Here is a 23,756-nt window from a genome sequence, read left to right as displayed (position 1 = left end):
ATGAGCCTCAATGTCGAGCACGCCCCGCAGCGCACCCTTCCGTCAGCGAAACCCCTGCGGTTGCTCGACAATGCCGGTCACGCGCTCACCGGTTCCGCCACTGGCGGCTTCGCGCTGCCCGACTGCGACACGCTGCTCGACCTCTACCGCAAGATGGTCATCGCCCGACGGTTCGACGTGCAGGTCACGGCGCTCACGAAGCAGGGCCGCCTCGCGACCTACCCCTCGGCGTACGGCCAAGAGGCGTGCGAGATCGGCGCGATCTCGGCGATCGGCGCCGACGACTGGTTCTTCCCCACGTACCGCGACTGCGTCGCGCTCATCACCCGCGGCCTCGAACCCGGTGAGATCCTGCAGTCGTTCCGCGGTGACTGGCACAACGGGTACGACCAGCACGCCCACCGCACCGCTGCCCAGGCCACTCCCCTCGCCACGCAGGCGTTGCACGCCGTGGGCCTCTCGCACGCGGCGCACCTGCGGCATGACCCGATCGTCGCGATGACGTTCCTCGGCGACGGCGCCACGAGTGAGGGCGACGCCCACGAGGCCTTCAACTTCGCCGCCGTCTGGCAGACGCCGACCGTGTTCGTCGTGCAGAACAACCAGTACGCCATCAGCGTGCCGCTCGCCCGCCAGACGCGCGCCGCGACCCTCGCCGACAAGGCGGTCGGCTACGGCATGCCCGGTTACCACGTCGACGGCAACGACGTGGCCGCGATGTACGCGGTGACGCACGCCGCCGTCGAACGCGCCCGAGCCGGGGGCGGCCCGACGCTCATCGAGGGCGTCACCTACCGCATCGAGTCGCACACGAACTCCGACGACCCCACGCGTTACCGCGAGGCCCGCGAGGTCGAGCACTGGAAGCGCCGCGACCCCATCGAACGCCTCGAGAAGTACCTCGTCTCAGAGGGCGCGCTCAGCGAGACGGTGCGTTCAGAGATCACGGATGCCGCTGAAGCGCTCGCGGCGAAGACGCGAGAGGTCATGTCGGTCGAGGCCGAACTCGACCCGCTCGAACTGTTCGATCACGTCTACTCGCGCCCGCGCACGGCTCTGCTCGAGCAGCGTGCGGCGCTCGAGGCCGAGCTCGCCGCCGGCGCGTTCACTCAGCACGAGGCGGGAGCCCGATGAGCGCCGACACGACCACTGCGCCTCCGGCCGCGGCCGAGGCATCCGCCCCGACGCAGCTCACGATGGCCGGCGCGCTCAACGCCGCCCTTCGCGACGCGATGGCGGCCGACGACCGGGTCATCGTCTACGGAGAGGACGTGGGCCCGCTCGGCGGGGTGTTCCGCGTGACCGACGGCCTGCAGGCGCAGTTCGGCGACGACCGCATCTGGGATTCGCCGCTCGCCGAGTCGGGCATCATCGGCACGGCGGTCGGCATGGCGATGTACGGCATGCGACCGGTCGTCGAGATGCAGTTCGACGCCTTCAGCTATCCGGCGTTCGAGCAGATGGTGTCGCACGTCGCGAAGATGCGCAACCGCACGAAGGGGCGGGTCGCCCTGCCCATGGTCGTGCGCATTCCCTGCGCTGGCGCGATCGGCGGTGTCGAGCACCACTCCGACTCATCCGAGTCGTACTGGACCGCGACGCCCGGCCTCACCGTGGTGATGCCGTCGAATCCTGCAGACGCGTACTCGATGCTGCGCGAGGCGATCGACAGCGACGACCCCGTCGTGTTCATGGAGCCGAAGAGCCGCTACTGGTCGAAGGCTCCGCTCACGTTGCCGGTGACGACGGCCCCCATGCATCGTGCCGTGGTGGTGCGCGAGGGAACCGATGTGACACTGCTCGGGTACGGGCCGACCGTTCGAACGGCGCTCGAAGCCGCCGACGCCGCGGTCGACGAGGGTCTCTCGATCGAGGTCGTCGACCTGCGCAGCCTCTCGCCGTTCGACGACGAGACGGTCGGGGCATCCGTTCGCAAGACCTCGCGTGCCGCCGTCATCCATGAAGCCGCGCAGTTCGGCGGCTACGGCGCCGAGGTCGCCGCCCGGGTCACCGAGCGCAACTTCCACCACCTTGCGGCCCCCGTGCTGCGCATCGCGGGCTTCGACATCCCGTTCCCGTCGCCGAAGCTCGAGGAATACCACCTGCCGACCGCCGACCGCGTGCTCGCCGCCCTCGACACCTGGGAGTGGGACGCATGAGCCGCGAGTTCATCCTTCCCGACCTCGGAGAGGGACTCACCGAGGCCGAGATCGTCGCCTGGCTGGTGGCCCCCGGCGACGAGGTCGCGATCGACCAGCCGGTCGTCGAACTCGAGTCGGCGAAGTCGGTCGTGCAACTGCCGACGCCGTTCGCCGGTGTCGTCGAGTCGCTGGGCGGCGAGGTCGGCGAGGTCATCCACGCCGGCAGCGTGCTCATGACGCTCACCGCCGTCGGTGCCGCGCCCGCATCCGATGCGGATGCCGCTCCCGCGGTCGAGGCGACGACCGATGCCGCGCCCGCCCCGGTCGCCGCCGAGCCCGGCATCGCCGTGCCGACCGAGAGCGCCACCGAGGAGTCGGGAGCCGTGCTCATCGGCTACGGCACCAAGCAGACCACCGTCGCCAAGCGCCACGCATCGGCACCCGCGCGCTTCGGACGAAAGCCGGCTGTCGGCGGCGGCTCGAATGCGCCTCGCACCGCGGGCGGCTCGCGGCTGGACGCCGGCCGCCGCTCGCCAGTCGTCTCGCCGATCGTGCGACGAATCGCCCGCGAACACGGATTCGACGCGAGCCAGCTCGACGGGTCGGGGCCCGACCACTTGGTCATGCGGCGCGACGTCGAATCGTTCATCAGCGATGAGCTCGGCTCGGCCACGGCCCCGGCCGCGACATCCGCTGCGCCCCTCGCTCGTTCGACCCAGCAGATCGCAGCTCCTTCGACGGCCGCGCCGTCGGCCGACGAGGGCGACCGCCGCGTGCCGCTCGACCGAACTGCTCGCGCCGCAGCCGCGCACTTCTCGCGCTCACGGCGCGAGATCCCCGAGGCGACCGTCTGGATGGACGTCGACGCCACCGAACTGCTGGCCGCCCGCCGCCAGTTGCAGGAGGCGACCGGCGAACGCTACGGCGTCACGGCACTCGTCGCACGGTTCACCGTGGCCGGACTGCGCAAGCATCCCGCCCTCAACTCGAGCTACGACGCCGAGAGCGAAGAGCTCGTGCTGCACTCGGCGGTGAACCTCGGGCTCGCCGCGCAGACACCGCGAGGCCTGCTCGTACCGGTCGTGCACGGCGCTGAACGGATGTCGCTGCGCGAGTTGCGCGATGCGATCGGCACCCGCACCGAGCAGGCCGTGGCGGGCGCGTTCCCGCCTGCTGCGCTCACCGGCGGCACCTTCACGCTCAACAATTACGGCACCCTCGGCGTCGACGGGTCAGCGGCGATCATCAACCACCCCGAGGCGGCGATGCTCGGCATCGGGCGCCTCATCGAGCGCCCCTGGGTGGTCGACGGTCAACTCGCGGTGCGAACGGTCACCGAGCTGACGCTCTCATTCGACCACCGCGTGTGCGACGGCGCCGAGGCAGCAGCGTTTCTCACGTTCGTCGCTCGCTGCATCGAGCGACCGGTTTCGGTGCTCGCCGAACTCTGACGCGCGGTCGGGGCGGTCGAGACACCGCCGGCGGCCTTCGGAGTCGCCGGTCAGTGCCGTCGGATCAGAAGAACTCGTCGGGAGTGCCGGCGGCCCGCTCGACGTCGCGGGTGTTCTGCCCGGCCGACCTGAGCTTCGCGACGGCGACACGGAGGCCAGACTCCATCTGCGCCGCCCACGAGTCGGACTCCCGGGCGCTAGCCTCGGCCGCTCGCGCTCTCGCCTCTGCGGCCTCGGCCGCCTCGCGGGCGTCGCGCACCTGGCGCAGCGCGAGCGAGATGCCGTAGTACGCCGCGACCATCGTCGCGATCGGTGCGGCGATGATCGCCAGGGCGCTGATCGCCTCACCGGTCGGGCTGAATGCGATCAGCAGCGCGAAGGCAAGGAAGAGGACGACGATCGCCGTGAGCACGACGAGCATGAACCGCAGGTCGCGGCTCCACGCGTGCGGCGCGTCGGCGGGGGCAGGCTGCGCCGTCGGTGCCGCCTCGGACTCAGGCGCGTTGCCGAGACCGGGGTCCTCCATCAGCTCGGTTTCGATCGGACGTGTGTAGGCGTCGGACATTCGCTACCCCTGCTCCCCTGATATCGGATCGACCCCCCAATTGTGGGCCGTGGCTCACGGTCGGTCAAGGAACCGCGCCGCGCACCGACTGCGCAAGATCGCGTCAGGCGGCACGTCGTTCGGCGAGCCCGCGCTCGATGGCCGCGACGACCTGGGGCGCGTCGGGCTGGGTCGCCGGGCGGAACCGCTGCACCGCGCCGCTCGGCTGAATGACGAACTTCTCGAAGTTCCACTTCACGCGACCGGCCTTGCCGTCGTCGTCAGCGACCTTGGTCAATTCGACGTACAGCGGATGCCGTTGACGACCGTTGACCTTCGTCTTGGCCATCAGCGGGAAGCTGATGCCATACGTCGTGGAGCAGAACTCCTTGATGTCGTCGGCATCGCCGGGCTCCTGACCGGCGAACTGGTTGCACGGGAACCCCAGCACCGTGAACCCGCGCTCACCGTACTCGCGCTGCAGGGCTTCGAGCTTCTCGTATTGGGGCGTCAGGCCGCACCGCGAGGCGACGTTCACGACCATGACCACGTCATCGGCGTAATCCGCGAGCGTTGCAGGGTCGCCGTCGATCGTCGTCAGCGGGATGTCTCGGATGTCCACGTTCCCAGCTTAGGTGCCCGGCTCGATCGGAGTGCCGTGCACGAAGGTCTCTGGGTGAATGGACAGACGAGCGCGGCACCCGTCGGCGAGACGCTGTTCGGGCCTTGGCGTGTCGCCGCTCAGCGACGTAACATTCGAACACACGTTCGATTCACGGAGGCTCCCCAATGCTCCTCGCCCAACCCACGCCCGTCGCAGTGTGGCTCGACGCGACCGACCGCCCCGCACGCCTTGTCTACCGGGGCACGCGTTTCACGACCATCGATGAGCCCACCCCGCTGCCCCACGATGTCGATTGGCCGACCGGAATCACCCATCCTCCGGCCCGATCGGGCGCCGTCGGGTGGCGGTTCACCGCACGTTCGACCGTGACCGGCGAAACGCTGGTGTTCGACCTGCTGCGCGCAGCGACCGGGTGGCATGTCGTGCAGGTCTACACGTGAGGGTCGCACGATCCGCGCCCGGCTACCACCGTGTGCGGTGAGCAGAGTGGTCAACGGCGCAGCCGGAAGACGTCGAAGAGGACTTTCAGGGTGAGAAGTCCGGAGGCGACGACGAGCAGATAGCCGAAGATCTGGAACAGGGTGAGCGTCGGAGTCACCTGGGGTCCTCCGCTGCTGGCGAGGAGCATGGCGGACATGATGCCGAAGATGCCGGCGAGGAAGGTGATGGCCAACAGGTTGACGAGTTCACGGATGAGCGAGCGGTCGCGGTGATCGGCAAACAGCCGAATGTTCAAGGTCAGTCGTCCGTCGGCGAGTGCCCCCGTGATGCGGTCGGCGCGTTCGGGCAGTCGTCGGAGGATCGGCAGTAGGCTGCCGAGTTCGTCTTTGGCCGCGGTGTAGAGCGCGCCCGGGCGACTTGCGTCTGCGACGCGGTGCTTCGCGAATTCGCCGGCTTCTTCGAGCATCTGGAAGCTCGGGCTGAGGTATCGGAGGGTGCCTTCCAATGTGGCTACTGCGCGGAAGGCGCTTGCGAGTTCGCCGGGCACGGCGATGTGGTTGGTCGAGAGCAGCCGTACCATCTCGGTGAAGACGGTGACGTCGATCGCCGCGCCGGGCCCGAGTTTGTTCGACATGAACACGCCGATCTGGCGGCGCAGCGCGAACTCGTCGATGTCGTCGGGGAGCTCGACGAACGCGAGCAGTGCGTCGGCGAAGCTGCGCGAATCGCTGCGGTAGAAGGCGAGGAGGACGCCGCCGATCTGTTTGCGGAGTTCCGAATCAAGGCGGCCAACCGATCCGAAGTCGAGCAGCACGAGATCGCCGGCAGGTGTCAGCATGATGTTGCCGGGGTGGAGGTCGGCGTGAAAGACGCCGTCGTCGATGATCTGGGTGAGGGTGGATCGGAAGAGCTTGCTGGCGCGGTGCGACCGTTCACTCTCGGGGCGGCCGGCGAGAGCGGCGGGATCACTGAGAGTGATCCCGTCGACGAGGTCCATGACCAGGACGCGGCTGGTGCACAATGCGGCGTAGTGCTTCGGGATGGTGAGGCTTTCATCTTCGGGATGTGCTTGTTGGGTCTGCGTCATCGCGGACATGTTCGAAGCCTCGATGCGGTAGTCGACCTCGTCGCGAAGGCTGGCGGCGAAGCCGTCCGCGAGGTCCGCCACGCCGAGTACGCGCGCCCACTCGGTGGATGCCTCCAGTCGCTTCGCGATGCGGATCGTGATGTCGATATCCCGCTCGATGCGCGGGATGATGCCGGGGCGTTGAACTTTCACCGCGACCGCCTCGCCGGTGGTGAGGATCGCCCGGTGCACCTGCCCGATGGACGCAGCCGCCAGCGGCACGTCGTCGAACGAGGCGAAGACCTCGTCGACCGGTCGGCCGAGTTCGAGTTCGAGCAGGGGCCGGATACTGGCCCATTCTGCGGCCGGTACCCGCTGTTGGAGGTGGCTGAGCTCCTCGAGGAACTCCGGCGGGAGCAGGTCGGTGCGCGTGGAGAGAACCTGGCCGAGCTTCACGAACGCGCCGCCGGCGTCCTCGAGCGCTTCGCGCAACGCGCGCGCCTGTCTGGTTCGCTCGGCCGACCCGGTGGGTGAGGCGTCGGTGTTCGGACGGAACGGGAGGAGCCCGCGTCGGAGCGCGATGTTCGTGATCTCGGCATAGCGCCGGGTGCGTTCGGCTCGCCGTCTGAGACTGGGGATCCACTGGTCGGGGCGGGGGATGCTCCCGGCGGGCACGATGAGTTCGGCGATGACCAGGAATGCGACCGCGACGAGGATGATGATGCCGAGCTGGATAGGCAGCAGCGCGGGCGTGTACTCCTGACGGTTCCAGACGAACTGGGATTCGAACCCGACCTCGGCACCGAGGCCGAGCAGGCCGGCGATCACGATGCGTCCGAGGCCGATGTGCGCGCCGAGGATCCGGCGTACGAACGCGGTCAGGATGATCATGAAGACGACCGTCAGCACCGTCATGGTGATGATGTTGATGAGCACGTCGCCCGCGTTCATGCTTCCCCCTTGCCCAAAGCCGAGGTTGACCCTCGGGTTCACGCTACCCGGAGCACACCGTCTGTCACCCGGTGGCCGCCCGAGCGGGCGAAATATCAACCGAAGGGTTGAGCCTGGGTTCAACCGCGTGCGCGATGCCCGGAAGCGGCGGAGTCGGTGGACTTGTCTGATCGGGTGCTCACGTGCAGCCGAGTTCGCGCGAAGGGGCACGTCGGTGGCCATCATCGATGCTGCAGAATCCGCATCTGGCACAAGCGCGGCGACTTTCGCCTTGATCAACCCCAACGGTCCATTTCAGACCGCTTTCAACGAAAGAACCCCCGACAAATCTTGCGATTCATCAGGGGTTTTTGGTGGATCTGAGGGGACTCGAACCCCTGACCCCCTGACAGACATTGAAGTGCAAGTCTGCGCCGTCTTTTGTTGTGGATACCAGTAACTATAAGTGGCGCAACGGCAATCTCGTCGGATCGGCATTCCCACTGGATGTGGTTCTTTGACGTTGTCTGTGGATCAAAAAGGACCCAAAAAGGCCCCAACAAGTGGATGCCCCCCGCTTACAACTACTGTCAGCCTCCGATCAACGTAGAAACTGAGCATTCGATCGCCCCAGAAGGAGGCAACGCCGCGGACCGTTCGTGCGGAGGGACCGTCGTTCTCGGACCCCCAAAACAGTCACGGAGATCGCCGGTTGGGCTGGAGATCTGGCAACGAATCGCATGGTGACGTGCTGCCGCCGGCTAGTGCCCAGCAAGGACGGCGCATGCTGCGAGGTCAGCGCCAGCTTGATGGCTAATAGACCTCGACGTCGTAGACCAGCTTGTTGTCCCAGAGGGTGCCCCATTCCTTCCGAGAGGACTGATTCGCGAGTTCCTCGGACACCTGCTGGAAGACGAACTGGGTAATGCCGAGGAGTGTCGGACGGATCGCCTGCTTGTCTCCCGCCGTCCCACTCGCTGACTCGAAGGTCGTGCCACGGTCAGTTCTGACGTGCGTAACGACATTTCGGTTGGTGATAAACGGGCCCTGCCAGTGCTTTCGAATGAGGTCGTGGTCTCGCTCCTCCAGGTGAGGTCGTGACCCGCTCACCAGCCATCCGATTGCGTCAGACAGGTGCTCCTGGTCTGGCTGCATCGCCTCGGCAATCCCCGCACCACGCCAATATGTCGAGGTGCCCAGCATTTCTGGCCACGGCACCCCATGAACTTCCCCGAGATGCGCTGTGTGCTGGACGAGGCCCTCGTAGGCCGCACCAACAGCATCGTCGAGTGGGAGGCGGGCAGGCATGACTGGCAGGTCGACGTCATAGCTTCCGATTACCTTCCCGAGCGTCCAACTGACAACTGCAACGAGGAAACCCTCAGGCGATTGCCCGGCGCCGGGGTCGACATCTGCACGGTATCGGCTAAGGATGGAGTCCCGGAGTTCCTGACTAAACGCAGTGCTGGGCCTTTTCAAGCGCAGCGCGGCGAGGATCCAGCTAGCGAGTTCGGCGTGCTCTTCGGCAACCAGATATGGGTCAGAAGCATTCGCTTGCTCAATCCACTTCGCCTCATACTTCTCAGCCGCCATCGCCAGCCACTCGGGGTAGAGACCGCCGTTGTCGAGGCGCTCATCGATGGCGTCCTGCCAGTCGACCGTGGCGGCAACGAGTCGATACAACTCTGCGTAGACGAGTGGCGACAAGGCACAGTTCATGCCCATAGCACGGGCTCCAAGCGCTCCTCGAGCGGCGGCAGCGGGGCTGCGTACATCCCGTCGACGGGCTCGTACACTCGTTCCGTCACCTGCAACTTGCGCACATCACCCAAGTTGAGCTTCTGCATCGTGCCTGACAGTCGCATCCTGCGCATGCTTTGGCCGGTGCGGCTGTTCAGGTAGCGGACCAGCCCTGGGGCCAGGGAGGGCTCGCGGAGGGTCAAGGCATAGACGCTGGTATCGACGACGTAACCCGCGGGCGCAACCACCGCCTGGGGCGACGGTCCATACGCGGCCATGACGACATCGGCATCGCCTGTACGGATCGTCGCCCGAGCACTCTCGGGTGAGCTCCACCGGCGGATCTTGCCATTTCGTAGCCACGATGCGTCGAGCACTGGGAGATCGTCCGGCCGGGGATGCTCGGCCAACGGGTGCCGAACGTCTGACACGCCTCGGCGGGTGGTCTCAACGAGCTCGCTAAGGGGGAAACCTTTCTCGAGCAGCTCAGGACGAGGAGTGGCGAGGGCCAAGCGCCACTCAGTCGTGGCGAGATTCGCCACCCGCCACCACGACGTCGGCGCTTCCTCTTCATCCCCGTGGCTAGCCTCTTCCAATGCCCGTAGCACGGGTTGAATGTCCTGGACGATCGCCAATGGTGCCCATGGGATCTGTAGTTCGAGGAGCTGTGCGCGCTTCCCGGGAATGCCATTCGCGGAGGTCGACGCCAAGGTCCGGAGCTGCTTGCCCTCCTTCGAGTTCAGCACGCCCCACAACCAAAGGGAGTTCTCGACGGGTCGGAGAGCAATGAACGCTGATGAAACCAGCGAACCCAGCAGCGCCTCGCTGACGTGCAGCACGGGCAGTTCGGCGCGTGGGGGGATAAGCAGATCGCCGGGGCGTAGGCCTTTGCCGCTTTCACCGACTTGGTAGACGCTCCCGAGGTGCTTATCGGATCGGCGACGGACGCCACCAGTGCGGGCATCAAGTCCACCGGGCGTAATAACCCAGGCACCTTCTGGGGGCGTGCTGACGGCGTAGACCGTCGAAGCGAGCTCGTCGAGCGAGCGGAGGGGGTAGTCGACGGGCCAGCGGAATGAATCAGCGGTCAGGCGCGCCAGGTCCCAAGAACCCTCTGAGCGCAGGTCAACGATGATAGGCGCGAGCACGTCAGATCCTCGCCGTGCGCCCGTCGATGTGGTCGAGAGCCGCGCCGAGTGCAGCTCCGCCGGGCGACAATTGCGACTGCCAGTCGCCGGCCAACTGAGCGACGAACGTCTCCCCCGGCTCCGCATGGTCGATGACCATCAACACGGTCGATACGCTCGTGTGTGGTTGGAGCGCTCCTTCCAAGCCCAACAGTGCCGCCACCCTGAAGCGAGACGCTAAGAACCGCCTATATTCCTCGCCGCTCGCGCGGAACGTGAATCCGCTCGGCACTAGGATCACCGCTCGTCCACCCGGCGCGAGCCTGCGGAGGATCTTGTCGACGTTTGCCACATCGCCGTCGCGCGCCCGATGTCCATTCAGCAGTTCGTAGTGAGCACCGCTCGGCTGGAAACTGAAACCAAACGGCGGCACCGTGACAATGGCGTCCGCAAGCTCTACTAGACCGAAGTACTCATCATGAGCTTCAAACGAGACCGGGAGAGGGCTGGCAGATCCGATCGCGGCAGCCACATCGAGGACCAACGAGTTCGTCTCATTCCCACGCAGGTTGACATCAGCCTGCTCATCAACCGCACGATCCGCAACTGACCACAGCAGCGTGCCGACTCCAGCGAACGGGTCAAGTACAGTACCACTGAGCTTGTTACCGACCAGGGCAGCCATGGCTGCTGCGAGAACGGGGGTCAAGCTGAATGACTCACGATACTGGCCTCGTTCTGTGGCGCTCATCACGACCCGTCGTACAGCTTGGAACATCGTCTTCGGCGCAACGCGCGCGAACGCTCCGGGGGCAATCTGGATGCCCTGCTGAGCCGTATCCCTGATGATCTGCGGAGCGGCGTCGAGCGCACTCCGTCCATGGGTACGAGCACGGTCGGCTGATCGCCATAGGCGTTCTGCGATGAGAGAGGTGGCCAGCGAGAGATCTCGCAACTCGCCGCCGCCGCCGTAGCGGGGGGCCAGCGGGGCATCGACTGGCTCGATTGAGCGAAGGCCGTCGCCCGCGCGAAACCATTGGCCGTCGAGCACCAAGTAGTGTTCCACCGTGTGGAGGAGCTCCCGGTACCGGGCCAGCTCGGCCAGCGCGAGCTCGGGCTTATCGAGACGGCGCTTGGACTCGACAACGGCCCACGGAACTAGTTCACCATAGGCGTCGGCAGCCCAGCCGATCAGGTCTGGACGCAGGTTGCGGAGTTCCCCCAGACGAGGCTGAGCCTGCACAAACTCAAATCCAGCGTGCTCGAGCTCGCGCTTGATCGCATCTTCCACCCGACTCACCTCCTCCTCGATAGGGCAGCCGATGAAAATACCAACCGAGACCGACCGTCAGCAAACTGCCGCGGGGCCTACGTGCACCGGAGGCTGGGATTTCGAACTTCGGAGAACGTGATGTTCCAGCGGTCGCCATGCAAGAAGTGGATGGCCTCAAGAATGATTGACTTGCCGCTGTCGCCAGCACCGACGAGGCTGATCAACTGTTCGGCGACCGGCAGCTTCCAGTCGAGCGCCTTGATTCCTCTGAAGTTGTCAATCTGGAGTCGTTGGATCTTCATTCCGAGCTTCGACCCCACTCTTCGTCCGCAAGAGGCGACCTGTTCAGCTCATCGCGGCGAGCGCGCCAATCTGGCAAGTGCGTATCCATGAGCCTTGCGAACCCCTCGCCGTGATTTCGCTCGAAGTAGTGAGTCATTTCGTGGACGACGATGTACTCCAAGCAGTCTGGATGCTTCTTGGCAAGCTCGACATTAAACCAAAGGTGTCGGCTCTCCCGATTGCATGATCCCCACTTGGTTTTCATGCGGCGGATCGTCCAGCTCGGCACGCTGACATCGAGCTTCGATTCCCATCGGGACACGAGCGGGAGGACAGCATGGCGAAGTTGTTCGCGGTACCACGCATCGAGAAGTTGGCGCCGCTTCTCGGAGGAGGTGTCCGAGGGTACATACAAGACGAGGCGTTCGCCCTCGACCTCCAGGTGGGCACGACCAGGGCGCTCAACGACCTTGAGACGGCGGCGGACACCCCAGACGTAGTGAGACTCGCCGGTCGTCATCTCGCGCTCAGACTGGCGCGCCGCGTTCCGCAGCTGATCGCGCTGCCGTTTGATCCACGGCAGCCGCTGGATGACGGCCAGCCGCACTTGCTCGTCGTCCAGTCGCGCCGGCGCGGCGACGCGGACGCGACCCAACGGCGGGTAGACGCCGATATGCAGATTCTTGATGTCCTTGTAGACGACATCGACGTTGATGCCGCGGACGGTGATGAAGGCGCTAGCGGTACTCATTTCGCGCCTTCACCAGATTGAACAGTTCGTCAAATTCTCCGAACTCTGCGGGCACGGAAGCGCGAATAGCGTTCTCGACCTTTCGCTCCTTGAGTTTGTTGCCAACCCAGGAGTCCGGCTTCGTGTTCCGGACGACTTTGTCGACTTTCCGGGCCAGCTGATCATCGGGGGCAAAGAAGTCCACAAGTGCCCGCTTGGCCCCGTTGTCTGCCCAGTCGGGATAGACGGTCGCGAATTCCTTGCTGCCGAGTTGCTGTGCGGCACCGAGGAGGCGAGCAAGATACTCCTCGTACTCGATCGCGTTCTGGCGTCTTTCCTCGATGATGGCCTCGAGCAGCTCGCTCATCCGGTCGTAGAACTTGGGGTTCAGTGCTCGCTCGTCGATGATCAGCTTGCGCATGTTGTTGATGATCGTTTCGGCAACGGCCTCGTGACTGGACCTGATGCCTTGAGGCAGCTTGTCGAGTGCTCCGGCCCCGAGCTTGACGATCAGGTCGATCAAACCCGCGTCCTCGAACGTTGAGATAACTTCGGAGGCGCTGGCTTGGATGTAGGTATCGAGCAGGAACCGCATGCCTGCTTCGTATTGCTTGAAGTCGACATCCTCCCCCGAGCCAAGCTTTACCTCCGCTCGCACGTTGACGTAATGGGCGATCTCGGCGCGGATCGCCTCGGCCTGGGCCTCGGTGTAGCCCGCGGTGGTCATCTCGTTCGCGAGGTTTGCGTATGCGCGTGTCACGGCCGCGACAGACTTGTAGAGCTCAACCCGCTTCGGCTCATTGGCCTTGAGCTGCTCAGCGTTGCCCGGCTCGATCGCACAGAAGTACTGCTGGTATTGCAGGGTGTTCTTGGGTGGCGCGATTGGCTCAATCAGCGCCCGAACCCGCTCAAGAGCTTCGTCGAGGTCTTCGCGAGCCTTGTCGATGCGATCGGTCAGCAGGCCCTCGATGTCATTCTTCTCGTAACCATCAAGCGCGCCAGACGTGTAGTCGGTGATCGCATTCTCAAGTGAATTGAAGAGGTCCTGGTAGTCGACGATGTAGCCGTAGTCCTTGTCGTCACCGTCGAGACGGTTGACGCGGCAGATAGCTTGGAAGAGGCCATGGTCGCTCATCTTCTTGTCGATGTAGAGGTACGTCGCGCTGGGTGCGTCGAATCCGGTGAGTAGCTTGTCGACGACGATGAGCAGGCGCATCTGACCCGGGTTCTCGACGAACTGCTTCTTGACGGCCTTCTCGAACTCCTCGACCTTGCCCATTACGGCATCTTCGGACTCGTTGAAATAGTCGGCCAACATCTTCCGGTAGATGTCGTATTGGCGGATCTTCTCGGTTTTGCCCTCGCCGGAGTCTTCCTTGGCGATGTCGCCCGGGTTCGGAGCGTAGCTGGTGACGATGGCGCACTTGCCCTGGAACCCGGCAGCCACGAACATTTCGTAGAACTTGCACGCCTGGTAGATGCTCGCGCCGACGAGCATTGCGTTGCCGCGGCCATCCATCAGCCGAGGCTTGGTCTCCATGTCAACCAGGATGTCGTTGACGATCTGCTTCGCCCGCGGCTCAGACGACACGACCTTCTGCATGGTGCCCCAGCGCTTCTTGAGCTCGGCTTTGCTGAGGTCGGTCATGCCTTTGGTCTTAATCTCGAACCACTTGTCGACCTGCCGTGGCGACGTCAGGTTCTGGTCGACGTTGCGAGCTTCGTAGCGAAGGTCAAGGACCACCCCATCATCAACGGCTTCATCGAACTTGTACGTGTGTATGAAGGAGCCAAAAGCCTCGATGCTCGTGGCCTTGTCGGCTTTGAGCAGCGGGGTGCCGGTAAAGCCGATGAACATCGCGTCGGGCATGAGCTGCTTCATCGCCCGGTGCATTTTTCCCGACTGAGTCCGGTGCGCCTCGTCCACGAAGACGAAGAGGTTGCCCTTCGCCTTGAAGTCCTTGGGGATCGCGGCGTTTAACTCCTTGATGAACTCGTCGCCGGCCTCTTCGAGGGCGTTATCGTCATCGCCGCTTCGGAACTTGTGCACGAGCGAGCAGATCAACCACTCCTGCGATTTATTCAGAGTGTCCAGCAGGTCAGCGCCGCTTGACGTCCGGTAGATCTGCTCGTTGACACCCTTGAACACTCCTTCAATCTGTTCGTCGAGGTCGGTGCGGTCGGTGATCAGAAGAACCCTTGGATCGACTTGGTGCTCGCGGATCCACTTCGCGAGCCACACCATGGTGAGGCTCTTGCCCGAACCTTGGGTGTGCCAGATGATGCCGCCCTCACGCTTTGCGATGCGCGCCTGGGCAGCCTTGACACCGAAATACTGGTTGTGGCGCGGACCCTTCTTGACGCCAGCGTCGAAGACGGTGAAGTCGTGGATCAGCTCGAGGAAACGATCCTTGTTGCAGAGTTGGAGGAGCGAACGATCCAGACGATCGTCGATGTCCGACGGCTCCTTCCATTCCAGCCAGTACTTCTCAGGGGTATCGATAACGCCGTAACGCAGCCCTTCGACATCGTTGCCGGCGAATAGGAACTGGACGGTTGAGAAAAACGGCCGGATGAACTCTGGCTTCTGATTGCCAATGCTCTGGCGGATGCCTTCGGAGAGCGACACGATCGAGCGCTTCAGCTCGATGGTCGCCAGCGCGATTCCATTTACGTAGAGCACGATGTCTGGCCGCTTGTTGTGCAGCCCGAGGACTGTTACCTCCTCAACGACCACAAAGTGGTTCGCCTGCGGGTTGGCCCATTCGATCAGGCGGACCGTTTCGGTTTGGTCGCCGATTCGTGGCTTCACCTTCACGCCGAAACGGAGGAGTCGATACACATCTCGATTGGCCTCGTAGAGGTCATGGCCGGCACCGACGGATGCCGCCTTGGTTAGTTGGTCAAGGGCACGGCTGATCAGGTTGTCGTCATAGCCACGGGCCTTGAGGTTCTGCGTCAGCAAGCCCACCTCAAGGTTCGAATTGCCCTCGCGGTACTCCCAGTTACCCAAGTAGTCGTAGCTCAGCTGCTCCCTGAACAGCTGGACCACGCGATCCTGCGCCTTGCGCTCGATCTGTCCGACGTCGCTCACAAGACGGTCTCCACTTCCGATGCATCCACCCAACGAGCTAGGACGCTGAGTGCGGCGAGAAACTCCAGGGCTTCCTGCTCGGAGAGCCCTTGCCGACCCCTGGAGCTGCTGGTGTTGCGCATCACGGTCATTTTGACGAAGTGTCCGTTTCGTTGATGGCCCACTCGGTAATCACGAAGCAGCCTCCGCGGGTAGCTGAGTGCGGCCGGAGAGGAGCTGCTGCATCATGCCGGTCTTGATAGCGCGAGTCTTGGCCAGGCGTGTTTGCAGCGCCCCGACTTCAGCTTCGGCATCCGAAAGAACTTCGGCGATCTTCCGCTGCTCCTCGAGCGACGCTGGAGCCGGCAACACAAGCGTTACGAGGTCGCGCTGGTACAGGTGATTGATCGTCGACCCGGCCGTGAGACGTCCGATGAAGTCCTCGAAGAATCGTGATCGCAGCATGAAATAGAGGAATCGAGGTTCGTATGCCTCGCGGACGGGCCGAATCACGAAGACCCCGCTATTCAGTGTCGCCGGGCCCGGAACGTCATGGACGAAGGCGGTCTTCCCAATCGATCCATCCTTGGTCAGAAGGACATCACCCGGTCGGAGCTGAATGTAGCTGTCCTGGTCATAGCGCCACTTGTCGACGAACGGGGTCTTGCTCCAGTCGACACGACCGTCTGCGAACTCGGTTCCGCCGACCAGTCGATGTGTGCCGGTCTCTCGATACTCCTCGGTCTTGAGCCCCTGCCAGCCAATGCGGGCTTTCAAGACTGAACGCGAAGCAACTGGAAGCGAGACCCAAGGCTGGTCGAACCCAGGCAGCCGCACATCTCCCGTCAAGAGCTGTTGGATAAAGCTTTGCTTGATCGCTTGCTTCTTGGCGACGAGCCGTTCCAGGGCGCCGATGCACTGGTCCACGTCATCCACCGCGTCAGCGATAGCGCTTTGCTCCGCCATTGAGTGCGGCCAGGCGAGCTTCACGTCGTTCAGGATCCCCTGCGTGATCAGCGGCAGGTCATTCTTGTTCTTCATGTCGTTTAGCCGGGCTGCTTCCAGCGCCAGGGCAAAGAAGCGAACGTCAAGTGGACGCTTGAAGCGCCGTGCATAGAGGGCGTTGTCGGTTATCCACGCGGGCCCACTGTTCCGGTAGACCACACCACACTTCTGACCAACGCGACCGAGGATCACAGTCGGACCGCTGACGGTGGCAGTGCTAGTGAACCCAGCGATGCCATTTCCGCCATACACCGGAACCGAAAAGCGAGGCGAACGACGTCGTTGGAGCTGAGCCACACTGATCAGGTCACCCGAACCGAAGTCTGCGATGTCAGAGATCGAGCGCATAGGCCATGGGACATCAGCCGGCGGATTCATTTGACCCCCATCGCAGCCAAGTGCTCCGATAGTTTCGCGTCGAGTTCGTCGAAGTCGGCCATCAGATCATCGAGAGTCGCGCGGTACCGCTGCCCTACCTCCTGGATCCGCTCGACAAGCACGAGCGTGAGCGCCTCGACCTCCGCCGACACTCGACGGGCGACCGTCGCTTGCCACTTGTCGTCCATCACGAGACTCTTCACGTCGGACTCGGTGAGCTCTCCGTATTTCTTGAGTACGGAGAGATCCAGAGCCGCTTGTGCCTCCTTGATCGTTTTCTTGGCTGCTGCCTCGGCGTCGTAGAGCTTGATGAGGTGTTCCAGAGCTTTGACTTCGTCCTGGTCGAACTTCTCGCGCTTGGCGACGCGCAGACGTGCGGTGGCGAGCGCCTTCGAGATCTTGTCGTCGTCCATCGCCTCGGCCAAGAGACCGTCCTCGACGGCGTGTTCCTCGACGTACTCCACAATGGCGTGTGTGGCTTCCTCGGCCGCCGGGGTAAGTGCGTCGAGCTGGGCTTGGTCCTCGGCGAAGTACCGAGCGACGATAAGCGCAGGCGGCACGAGATCCATCTTGTACTTTTGAGCACTGCGCCCCGTTCCGATGACGAGGTCGGGAGTCTCGGCGAGTTTGCGGTCCTTGTCCTCGATAGTCCTACGGGGCTTCGCCGCGTTGAGCCAGCCATCGTTCATGACCAGGAAGACGTCGTCGTGCATGGTCTCGTGCCAGTAGGCCATGAGCTGCTCGTAGACGTCGTACTCGTCGAGGAGCGGTACTGGCTTGAACCGGACGAGCAGGTCATCGCTGATATCGCGGACTAGCTCGGCGGGCTTGGTGTTCTCGTCGATGGCGGCGAGAGCGTTGCGGTGGGCAGCGAACCAGTCAGCGGTGAGTCCGCTGGCTCCCTCGGCGAACTTTCGGAATTCAGGAGAGTCGAGGATGCTCTGCTGTACGTCGGCAACGTCGATGGTCAGGTCGCTGTAGTCGGGACGGTTCGGCGCGAAGAGTTGGGTTCGGAGCTGCGGGAAGGCGTCCCAATAGGCGCTGAGCGCGTCGAGATCGCGGTTCGGGATTCCGCCATGCAGGTGGGCGTGGAGATCCTGGAGGTCTTCCGGCTCGGACGAGTCGATGTAACGCGGGATGTTGAGGTTGTAGTCGTTCTTCGGGTCAGCGATCTCCCCCATCGGGACCATTCGCGAATAGCGCGGGATCTCGATCTGCTTGTTGAACGTGTCGACGATCTTGTGGATGTCCTGGCTGCGGAGACGGTTCTTGTTGCCGTCCTTGATGAAGCCCTTGGATGCGTCGATCATGAAGACGCCGGTGCGCGCGACAGCGTGTTCTTTGTCGAGGATGACGATGCAGGCCGGGATGCCGGTGCCGTAGAAGAGGTTGGCGGGCAGGCCGATGATTCCCTTAATGAAGCCCTGCTTGAGCAGTCGGGTGCGAATGTTGCCTTCGGCGTTGCCGCGAAACAGGACACCGTGCGGGAGGATGATCGCGGCCTTGCCTGTGCTCTTGAGTGACTTCAGCGCGTGCAGCAGGAAGGCAAAGTCGCCGTTCTTTTCTGGGGGTCGGCCATACTCGAAGCGGCCGTAGTCGTTCTCGAGCCCATTACTCCATGACTTGGTCGAGAACGGCGGGTTCATGACGACGTAGTCGAACGTCCTGAGACTGTTGCCGATAGTGAACTCCGGGCTGGTGATCGTGTCGCCTTTTTCGATCTCCGCGATCTCGTTGCCGTGAAGGATCATGTTCATCTTGGCAAGGGCCCAGGTGGCAATGTCCTTCTCTTGGCCATAGATGGTCATCCCTCGCGGCGCCTCGTCGGCGGCCTTGAGCAACAGGGAACCGGATCCGCAAGCGGGGTCGTAGACCGTCTGGTCCTGCCGAGTCTTGTTGTTTATACCGACGACCTTGGCGAGGATCCGGGAAACCTCTGCAGGGGTGTAGAACTGGCCCTTGCTCTTGCCGGACTCGGTGGCAAAGTGGCGCATCAGGTACTCGTAGGCATCACCGAGCAGGTCGTCGCCCTCGGCGCGGGAGCCCCGAAAGTCGAGTTCGTTGAAGATCGTCACGAGCTTGGAGAGGCGATCCTGCATCTCCTTGCCCTTGCCGAGCTTCTCCTCGTCGTTAAAGTCCGCCTGATCAATTACGTTGCGCAGGCCGTTCGCGTCGGCGAGCTTGCCGATGACCTTGTTGAATCGGTCGCCGATCTCCTTGTCCCCCTTGGCCTTGAGCATGGCGTCGAACGACCCATCCTCGGGGACCTCGATGAGACTGTTCGGGTCTGCCTTGGCCTTGTCAGAGACGTACTTCACGAAGAGCAGAGTCAGGACGTAATCCTTGTACTGACTTGCATCCATGCCACCACGAAGCTCGTCCGCGCTCTTCCAGAGCGAGCCATACAAGTCCGACTTCTTGAGAGCCACTACCACGCCACCGCCTTCGGCGACCTTGTCGTGCATGTTGTCTTGAGCGGGGCGCATGCCATATTCGTGTGTTCGTCTCTTCCACGGTGGGGTGATGGTGTTAGTAGTCGCTGAAATGGGCGAGTTCAGGCTATCGGCGGAGGCCGACATAGGGCTGTCGCCACTTCGGGCGATTCGCCGAGAGTTGCGTCGAACCACGCGCACAATTCTGCCTCTATATATTCTTACGATCAGGGATTTTCTCCAACGACTACCGCTTGGAGACGGCGGAATCGGAAATGCCGGCCCCCGTTGATCGCGCACGCGATCAACGGGGGGCCGGGCAGGCGGGGAGATCACTGGTGCATCTCGACGTCAATCGCGACGTCGCGCACATCTTCCGAGAGTGTCCACCGTTCGAGCAGGAGGATCCCCCAGACCATTGCTTCCGTGAACTCCTCGAATGCGACTCCGTTGCGGTACCACTTTCGTCGCCGATCGTCTTCACCTCGACAGCGAAGCTGCTTTGGTGCGTGAGCGGCGCGAGCAGCTCGCTTGGAACATCGGTCGATTCGCCGGCGCGTCGGGAAGCCTGACAAGAGCGGCGTTGCGGACGAGCATTGCTCGCTGCCTCGCGACCGGCGTGTAGAACCACCAGATGAACGTGGCCCTCGGGTTCAGCGGAAGCCGTCGAAGCAGCCCTCCTCATTGCCATCGATAGTGCAGCCCTGACTCACGACGTACACCGGTTCGGTGTAGCCACCGACGGCGGCTTGGTAGTCCTCGAGTTTCGCGAACTCTCGCTCAGCGATCGGAGTGGCGCCATCCCATGGGATGAGCAGTCCCTTCGCCATCTGTCTGCCTCTTTGATGCGAGCGGCCGACAACCCGGTTGGTTCTCGTTCGAAGCCGCATGGCACCAAGGAGGCCTGGCCAGCATTGAACGGCGCGGCAAACAGCCCGTCAACCGTCCGATCGCTCCCTAGTGGTCGGGCGCAGCTACATTCGTCTTGTGAGCAAGCTGCTGCCGTTCGAGGACCCGAACCACTTCCTAGACCCCGGCGACATCGGCCCGGAGCTTCCGCCGCCGCCTGAGGAGCTCGTGTGGCACTACACCAAGCACTGGACGCTTGAGATCATCCTCGCCGCGCATATCCTTCGCGCATCGGATATTCGCTCGATGAACGACACCAAGGAGCTGCACCAGGGCATCAAGCGAGTGCGGCAGGCTTTCAAGAAGCTCGAGCGTGACTGGGACTACCGGGACGGGGGCCCCGAGATCGAATTCGGTGAGCTCAAGGAGGAACTCGATATAGCGGCGGGCGCCGCGTTTGATGGAAGCGCGTTCGTCACGTCGTTTTCGCGTGCCAAGGACAGCACTGACCAGTGGAAGGCTTACGCCAAACCGGACGGGTTCGCGATCGGAATTCCGAGGGATGTCCGCCTTTCTGTCCTTGGCGTTGAGCCGGAGACGTACCCCCGAGGTCAATACATCGAGGAGACGCCCCTCCGCTGGATCACCCTCAGGTATCGCAAGGCGGACCAGATCGCACAGGCTGAGGAGGGCCTGGGGCGCCTCATGTCGGAGCTCGGTGAGGCGTCCTACGTTTCCGCCAAGCACGACGACATGGACCTTGGCAGCATCTTCCGAGACCGCGCGAAGAGCGTCTACGTGGATAGCGTCGCTGCCATTAAGCACAAGGCATTCAAGTCCGAGCGCGAGGTTCGCTATGCCGTAACCCGGCCAAGCGCTCCGGCGGCGATAAAGGTCGATCCAAGCACCGGACGCGAGTACATCGAACTGACGGGTGCGCTGCCAGATCCATTCGACCGCGACTGGCAGCCGAACGATCCGGAATACTACCAGTCGACTCCCGCTCGTCTACCAATTCGTGCGATTTGCGTTGGCCCCGGAAATCCGTTCGCGCACACGAAGGTCGAAGTCGAACGATGGCTATCCAGTGCCGGCTACAGCGGCGTGGACATCATCAAGTCGAAGAGCCCGCTCCGTTAGGGCAGATTGCCAAGGCTCTTGAGCCAGTGCGAGCGAGGTGGCAGGGCATGGCTTCGCCGTTGGTGGGGTAGAGAAAGGGCAGACCAAACTCGCCACGAATGCGGTAGGCGTCGCGATCCCCCCGCGAGGACCGCTCAGCCTGCGTCAGCATGTCCCGGGGGCCGACAGTCAGCGCTTGGCCTCCACTATGCCCGCGACCTCACGGTCAAGGTGCGGTGCATAGTCAGTCGGACCGGCCGCCGTTGGCCACTCCTCGACAGCGAGATAGGCGAAGGGATCGCTCAGGCGGGCATCCCGGTTGGCGCGACCGTCCTGCCTGCCTGTCGAAGCTTCGGGTCGATGCGAGGCCGGCGTGTCCGCGTTTCGATCTTCAGAGAGACCATCGACAACATCAAATCCCTGCTACCGCGATTCAGGCGAAACGGCGAGGTGCCAACGAGGATAAACCCTGGAACATGGGAGCCTCCTCCCGTGAGCTTGCGGCCGAGCGCGCCCATAACCACGGGCACATAGATCCGCCGATGGTATCGCCCGGCCCGGGCGCGGTCCGCGTTGCGATCCACGGGCTTCCGGCGATTGCGTTCAACCCTCGGCCCAAGCGGGGCTACCGGGCCGGTGGGCGAAGCTCTCGCTCCCGCCGAACGCCGGAGTACCTATCAGCCGGTATCCCGACGGAAAGCTTCGTGATTCGGCCAGCGCGGCGAGCATCCTCTACCGTCAACCGATCCGTGGCTACAACTTCAAAAACCTCCTGCATTGCGAGCTGCACGACGAGCGACTCGAGCGACGCTTGAGGCCTTCCGTGCTGACGCCGCGCCCGGTTTTCGAACTCGGCTTCCTCACGAAGTAGTTCGGCGTGACCTGCAACGTGCCCGACGAGGGTCTCAGCCAGATGCTCGTACTGCCGCCTCCGCTCGTCTTGACGAATTCCAGCCTTCGTGCTCCGCACAGCAGCCGCGACGTCTCTGCTCGTCAGCAGATCGATGCGCCGCACGCGCTTGGCGACGACTTCGACAGCCCGGGCATACGTGACCTGCTCGCCATCCACGGTCGGCAGCCCCATCCGCTCCCTTATCGCCACGTACGCATCCGCAAACTCCCGCATGCGCTCACCGTGCTCCAGCATGTGCTCCGTGAGTGTCGCTGCGAAGACACCGAACTGCCGCACGTGCTCCGAGAGATTCGGATCCCCGAAGTACGCCTCCGCCTCGCGCTCATGCTGCCGACGCTCGGCGGCGGTCGCCGGGTGCAGCCGCTTCGGCGGCAGTCCGACTCGCTCGAGCCGACGCTTCAACCTCCGTGCCGCGGCGCTCGCGTCGAGCTCGGCCCGGTAAACCTCCGGATTATGTCGACGTTCGCGCTGAAGCTCCGCCCGCCGAGCCTTGTTTCGTTCCGCCCACGCCTTCCGCGCCTGCCGGGTCCGTTCGGGATCGGCGTCGCGTCGGTCCGCGGCCCGAGCATTCACCTCATCGCGGTGCGTCGCGTAGTAGCGGTTGTAGTACTCCCGAACCTTCTCGCGGTTCTCCTGCACCCAACCCTTTTGATACTCGCGCACGCGCTCGGGATGCGCCTCACGCCAACGCTTCGCACGCTCCCGTCCGCGGGCGCGTTGTTCCGCATCCCTTCTCTTCCGCGCGACGCTGCGCCGCATCGAGTCGCGGTTGAGTTCGCGTGCTCGGTCGAGGTGCTCTGCCCGCCAACTCCGATTCGATTCGCGAACCCGGTCGCGGTTGGCCTCGACCCACCGACGCCGTCCCTCGGCGTACTGCTCGGGGTGACGCTCACGATAGCGGCGGTTCTGTTCGCGCTTCTTCGCGCGAGCCGCTTCGTCCTGGCCAGCCGCTCGATCCGCCGAGCCGTTCCCGGGCACAGGTTCCTCGTCGATCGGGCCGCTCATGATCGCTACTCGGTCGGGGGTGGCGGTGCCAGTTCGATCACCAGGGCGAGGAGCTCAGACCGATGCGCCGTCGGGTTCGTGATCACACGACCGACCGCGACGCGCAACCGCGCGGCATCCTCTTCCGCCAACGCGAAGACAGGCTCCATGCAGTAGCCGATGTCCCTCTCGAGGTTGTACTCAGCATCGTCGACGGCGATCTCCGGGTAATAGAACAGCGCTGCCAGCGCGGTGCGGCTAAGGAGATCGTCGAACTGCTCCTGCGGGATCGTCATTGTCAGGCCTCCTGTTCGCGGAATCTCGTGCGAGACAAGACTTACGCGAACAGCAGGTGCACCGGATGCGCCGTGCCGAACGATCCCAATTGAAAGGGTGGAGCAGCTATCGGCGCAGCTGACCCACATCGCCGACCGAAGCGAACGCCAGCTCGTCGGAGCCCTCCGCAGGGACATCCGTTTGGAGCATGCCTGCCACCGCGCGGCGTCGCGCACGAGTCTCACGAGCGCGGACACGCAACAGTTGGATGGCCGTCACCGGCCCGGCGACGAGGAACTTCAGCCCGTTCCAGCAGCTATGCCGATGTCGGCATAGGTGCTGTTATGCCGTGTTCGCGGTTATGCCGATGATGCTGG

The 23,756-nt window shown here is 63.7% G+C and carries 19 protein-coding genes and 1 pseudogene; 5 read left to right on the top strand and 15 right to left on the bottom strand.

Annotation, left to right across the window (positions count from 1 at the left end):
* The 3 genes from pdhA to ABD164_RS17615 are packed head-to-tail and all read left to right on the top strand — an operon-like array spanning position 1 to position 3,592.
* Positions 1-1,134: a pyruvate dehydrogenase (acetyl-transferring) E1 component subunit alpha gene (pdhA, locus tag ABD164_RS17625; RefSeq protein ID WP_344297950.1), complete on the top strand. Its 1,134-nt coding sequence runs from the start codon at positions 1-3 to the stop codon at positions 1,132-1,134.
* Complete coding sequence (locus ABD164_RS17620) at positions 1,131-2,159, top strand: alpha-ketoacid dehydrogenase subunit beta (protein ID WP_344297948.1); 1,029 nt, start codon at positions 1,131-1,133, stop codon at positions 2,157-2,159. The genes pdhA and ABD164_RS17620 overlap by 4 nt, the downstream gene beginning before the upstream one ends.
* Positions 2,156-3,592, top strand: a complete 1,437-nt coding sequence (locus ABD164_RS17615; RefSeq protein ID WP_344297946.1) for a dihydrolipoamide acetyltransferase family protein — start codon at positions 2,156-2,158, stop codon at positions 3,590-3,592. The genes ABD164_RS17620 and ABD164_RS17615 overlap by 4 nt, the downstream gene beginning before the upstream one ends.
* A gap of 64 nt (positions 3,593-3,656) precedes the next feature.
* On the opposite strand, the gene ABD164_RS17610 is transcribed toward ABD164_RS17615, so the two are convergent.
* A complete protein-coding gene (locus tag ABD164_RS17610) occupies positions 3,657-4,157 on the bottom strand; it encodes a hypothetical protein (protein WP_344297944.1) in 501 nt (166 codons plus the stop codon).
* Between the two features lie 103 nt (positions 4,158-4,260).
* Positions 4,261-4,758: a glutathione peroxidase gene (locus tag ABD164_RS17605; RefSeq protein WP_344297942.1), complete on the bottom strand. Its 498-nt coding sequence runs from the start codon at positions 4,756-4,758 to the stop codon at positions 4,261-4,263.
* Positions 4,759-4,925: 167 nt separating this feature from the next.
* Here ABD164_RS17605 and ABD164_RS17600 point away from each other — a divergent pair, with 167 nt between their 5' ends.
* Positions 4,926-5,201, top strand: coding sequence for a hypothetical protein (locus ABD164_RS17600; RefSeq protein ID WP_344297941.1), 276 nt, complete (start codon positions 4,926-4,928; stop codon positions 5,199-5,201).
* A gap of 50 nt (positions 5,202-5,251) precedes the next feature.
* Here the strand turns inward: ABD164_RS17600 and ABD164_RS17595 are convergent, their stop codons facing one another.
* The 11 genes and pseudogenes from ABD164_RS17595 to ABD164_RS17550 all read right to left on the bottom strand — a co-directional run bounded on the left by ABD164_RS17595 (position 5,252) and on the right by ABD164_RS17550 (position 20,068).
* On the bottom strand, positions 5,252-7,219 hold the full coding sequence (locus ABD164_RS17595) for an ABC1 kinase family protein (RefSeq protein WP_344297939.1): 1,968 nt from the start codon (positions 7,217-7,219) through the stop codon (positions 5,252-5,254).
* Positions 7,220-8,011: 792 nt separating this feature from the next.
* Entirely contained in the window at positions 8,012-8,923 is a 912-nt protein-coding gene (locus ABD164_RS17590; RefSeq protein WP_344297937.1) for a hypothetical protein, read from the bottom strand.
* Positions 8,914-10,086 (bottom strand): restriction endonuclease subunit S domain-containing protein, encoded by a 1,173-nt coding sequence (locus ABD164_RS17585; RefSeq protein ID WP_344297935.1) that lies wholly within the window; start codon positions 10,084-10,086, stop codon positions 8,914-8,916. The genes ABD164_RS17590 and ABD164_RS17585 overlap by 10 nt, the downstream gene beginning before the upstream one ends.
* A gap of 1 nt (position 10,087) precedes the next feature.
* A complete protein-coding gene (locus ABD164_RS17580) occupies positions 10,088-11,356 on the bottom strand; it encodes an N-6 DNA methylase (protein WP_344297933.1) in 1,269 nt (422 codons plus the stop codon).
* A gap of 77 nt (positions 11,357-11,433) precedes the next feature.
* Positions 11,434-11,640, bottom strand: coding sequence for an AAA family ATPase (locus ABD164_RS17575; RefSeq protein ID WP_344297931.1), 207 nt, complete (start codon positions 11,638-11,640; stop codon positions 11,434-11,436).
* Entirely contained in the window at positions 11,637-12,371 is a 735-nt protein-coding gene (locus ABD164_RS17570; protein ID WP_344297929.1) for a M48 family metallopeptidase, read from the bottom strand. The genes ABD164_RS17575 and ABD164_RS17570 overlap by 4 nt, the downstream gene beginning before the upstream one ends.
* Positions 12,358-15,444, bottom strand: coding sequence for a type I restriction endonuclease subunit R (locus ABD164_RS17565; RefSeq protein ID WP_344297927.1), 3,087 nt, complete (start codon positions 15,442-15,444; stop codon positions 12,358-12,360). Before ABD164_RS17565 ends, ABD164_RS17570 begins: the two co-directional genes overlap by 14 nt.
* A 171-nt stretch (positions 15,445-15,615) precedes the next feature.
* On the bottom strand, positions 15,616-16,587 hold the full coding sequence (locus tag ABD164_RS17560) for a restriction endonuclease subunit S (RefSeq protein WP_344297925.1): 972 nt from the start codon (positions 16,585-16,587) through the stop codon (positions 15,616-15,618).
* 87 nt (positions 16,588-16,674) lie between these two features.
* Positions 16,675-16,776: pseudogene (locus tag ABD164_RS18050) on the bottom strand (hypothetical protein); the annotation flags it as partial.
* Positions 16,777-16,802: 26 nt separating this feature from the next.
* Positions 16,803-19,271, bottom strand: a complete 2,469-nt coding sequence (locus tag ABD164_RS17555; protein ID WP_344297923.1) for a type I restriction-modification system subunit M — start codon at positions 19,269-19,271, stop codon at positions 16,803-16,805.
* 620 nt (positions 19,272-19,891) lie between these two features.
* Positions 19,892-20,068 (bottom strand): DUF3846 domain-containing protein, encoded by a 177-nt coding sequence (locus ABD164_RS17550; RefSeq protein ID WP_344297921.1) that lies wholly within the window; start codon positions 20,066-20,068, stop codon positions 19,892-19,894.
* 157 nt (positions 20,069-20,225) lie between these two features.
* Here ABD164_RS17550 and ABD164_RS17545 point away from each other — a divergent pair, with 157 nt between their 5' ends.
* Complete coding sequence (locus ABD164_RS17545) at positions 20,226-21,227, top strand: DUF2971 domain-containing protein (RefSeq protein ID WP_344297919.1); 1,002 nt, start codon at positions 20,226-20,228, stop codon at positions 21,225-21,227.
* Positions 21,228-21,831: 604 nt separating this feature from the next.
* Here the strand turns inward: ABD164_RS17545 and ABD164_RS17540 are convergent.
* Both ABD164_RS17540 and ABD164_RS17535 read right to left on the bottom strand, forming a co-directional pair.
* On the bottom strand, positions 21,832-23,124 hold the full coding sequence (locus tag ABD164_RS17540) for a hypothetical protein (RefSeq protein ID WP_344297917.1): 1,293 nt from the start codon (positions 23,122-23,124) through the stop codon (positions 21,832-21,834).
* A gap of 5 nt (positions 23,125-23,129) precedes the next feature.
* The gene (locus ABD164_RS17535) at positions 23,130-23,399 is read right to left on the bottom strand and encodes a hypothetical protein (protein ID WP_344297916.1); all 270 of its coding nucleotides are present in this window, start codon (positions 23,397-23,399) and stop codon (positions 23,130-23,132) included.
* Between the last annotated feature and the right edge of the window lie 357 nt (positions 23,400-23,756).

Source organism: Agromyces neolithicus (genome assembly GCF_039529735.1).
In the GTDB taxonomy this organism is placed as follows: domain Bacteria; phylum Actinomycetota; class Actinomycetes; order Actinomycetales; family Microbacteriaceae; genus Agromyces; species Agromyces neolithicus.
The sequence above is the reverse complement of the archived record's forward strand: the minus strand, read 5'-3'. Positions and strand labels throughout refer to the sequence as shown.

Excerpts from the sequence above, each read along its gene's own strand:
- ABD164_RS17610 (WP_344297944.1), bottom strand. The coding sequence starts at position 4,157 with ATGTCCGACGCCTACACACGTCCGATCGAAACCGAGCTGATGGAGGAC.
- ABD164_RS17535 (WP_344297916.1), bottom strand. The coding sequence starts at position 23,399 with ATGACGATCCCGCAGGAGCAGTTCGACGATCTCCTTAGCCGCACCGCG.
- ABD164_RS17600 (WP_344297941.1), top strand. The coding sequence starts at position 4,926 with ATGCTCCTCGCCCAACCCACGCCCGTCGCAGTGTGGCTCGACGCGACC.
- ABD164_RS17555 (WP_344297923.1), bottom strand. The coding sequence starts at position 19,271 with ATGCACGACAAGGTCGCCGAAGGCGGTGGCGTGGTAGTGGCTCTCAAG.
- ABD164_RS17590 (WP_344297937.1), bottom strand. The coding sequence starts at position 8,923 with ATGGGCATGAACTGTGCCTTGTCGCCACTCGTCTACGCAGAGTTGTAT.
- ABD164_RS17570 (WP_344297929.1), bottom strand. The coding sequence starts at position 12,371 with ATGAGTACCGCTAGCGCCTTCATCACCGTCCGCGGCATCAACGTCGAT.
- ABD164_RS17620 (WP_344297948.1), top strand. The coding sequence starts at position 1,131 with ATGAGCGCCGACACGACCACTGCGCCTCCGGCCGCGGCCGAGGCATCC.
- ABD164_RS17540 (WP_344297917.1), bottom strand. The coding sequence starts at position 23,124 with ATGAGCGGCCCGATCGACGAGGAACCTGTGCCCGGGAACGGCTCGGCG.
- pdhA (WP_344297950.1), top strand. The coding sequence starts at position 1 with ATGAGCCTCAATGTCGAGCACGCCCCGCAGCGCACCCTTCCGTCAGCG.
- ABD164_RS17550 (WP_344297921.1), bottom strand. The coding sequence starts at position 20,068 with ATGGCGAAGGGACTGCTCATCCCATGGGATGGCGCCACTCCGATCGCT.
- ABD164_RS17595 (WP_344297939.1), bottom strand. The coding sequence starts at position 7,219 with ATGAACGCGGGCGACGTGCTCATCAACATCATCACCATGACGGTGCTG.
- ABD164_RS17615 (WP_344297946.1), top strand. The coding sequence starts at position 2,156 with ATGAGCCGCGAGTTCATCCTTCCCGACCTCGGAGAGGGACTCACCGAG.
- ABD164_RS17575 (WP_344297931.1), bottom strand. The coding sequence starts at position 11,640 with ATGAAGATCCAACGACTCCAGATTGACAACTTCAGAGGAATCAAGGCG.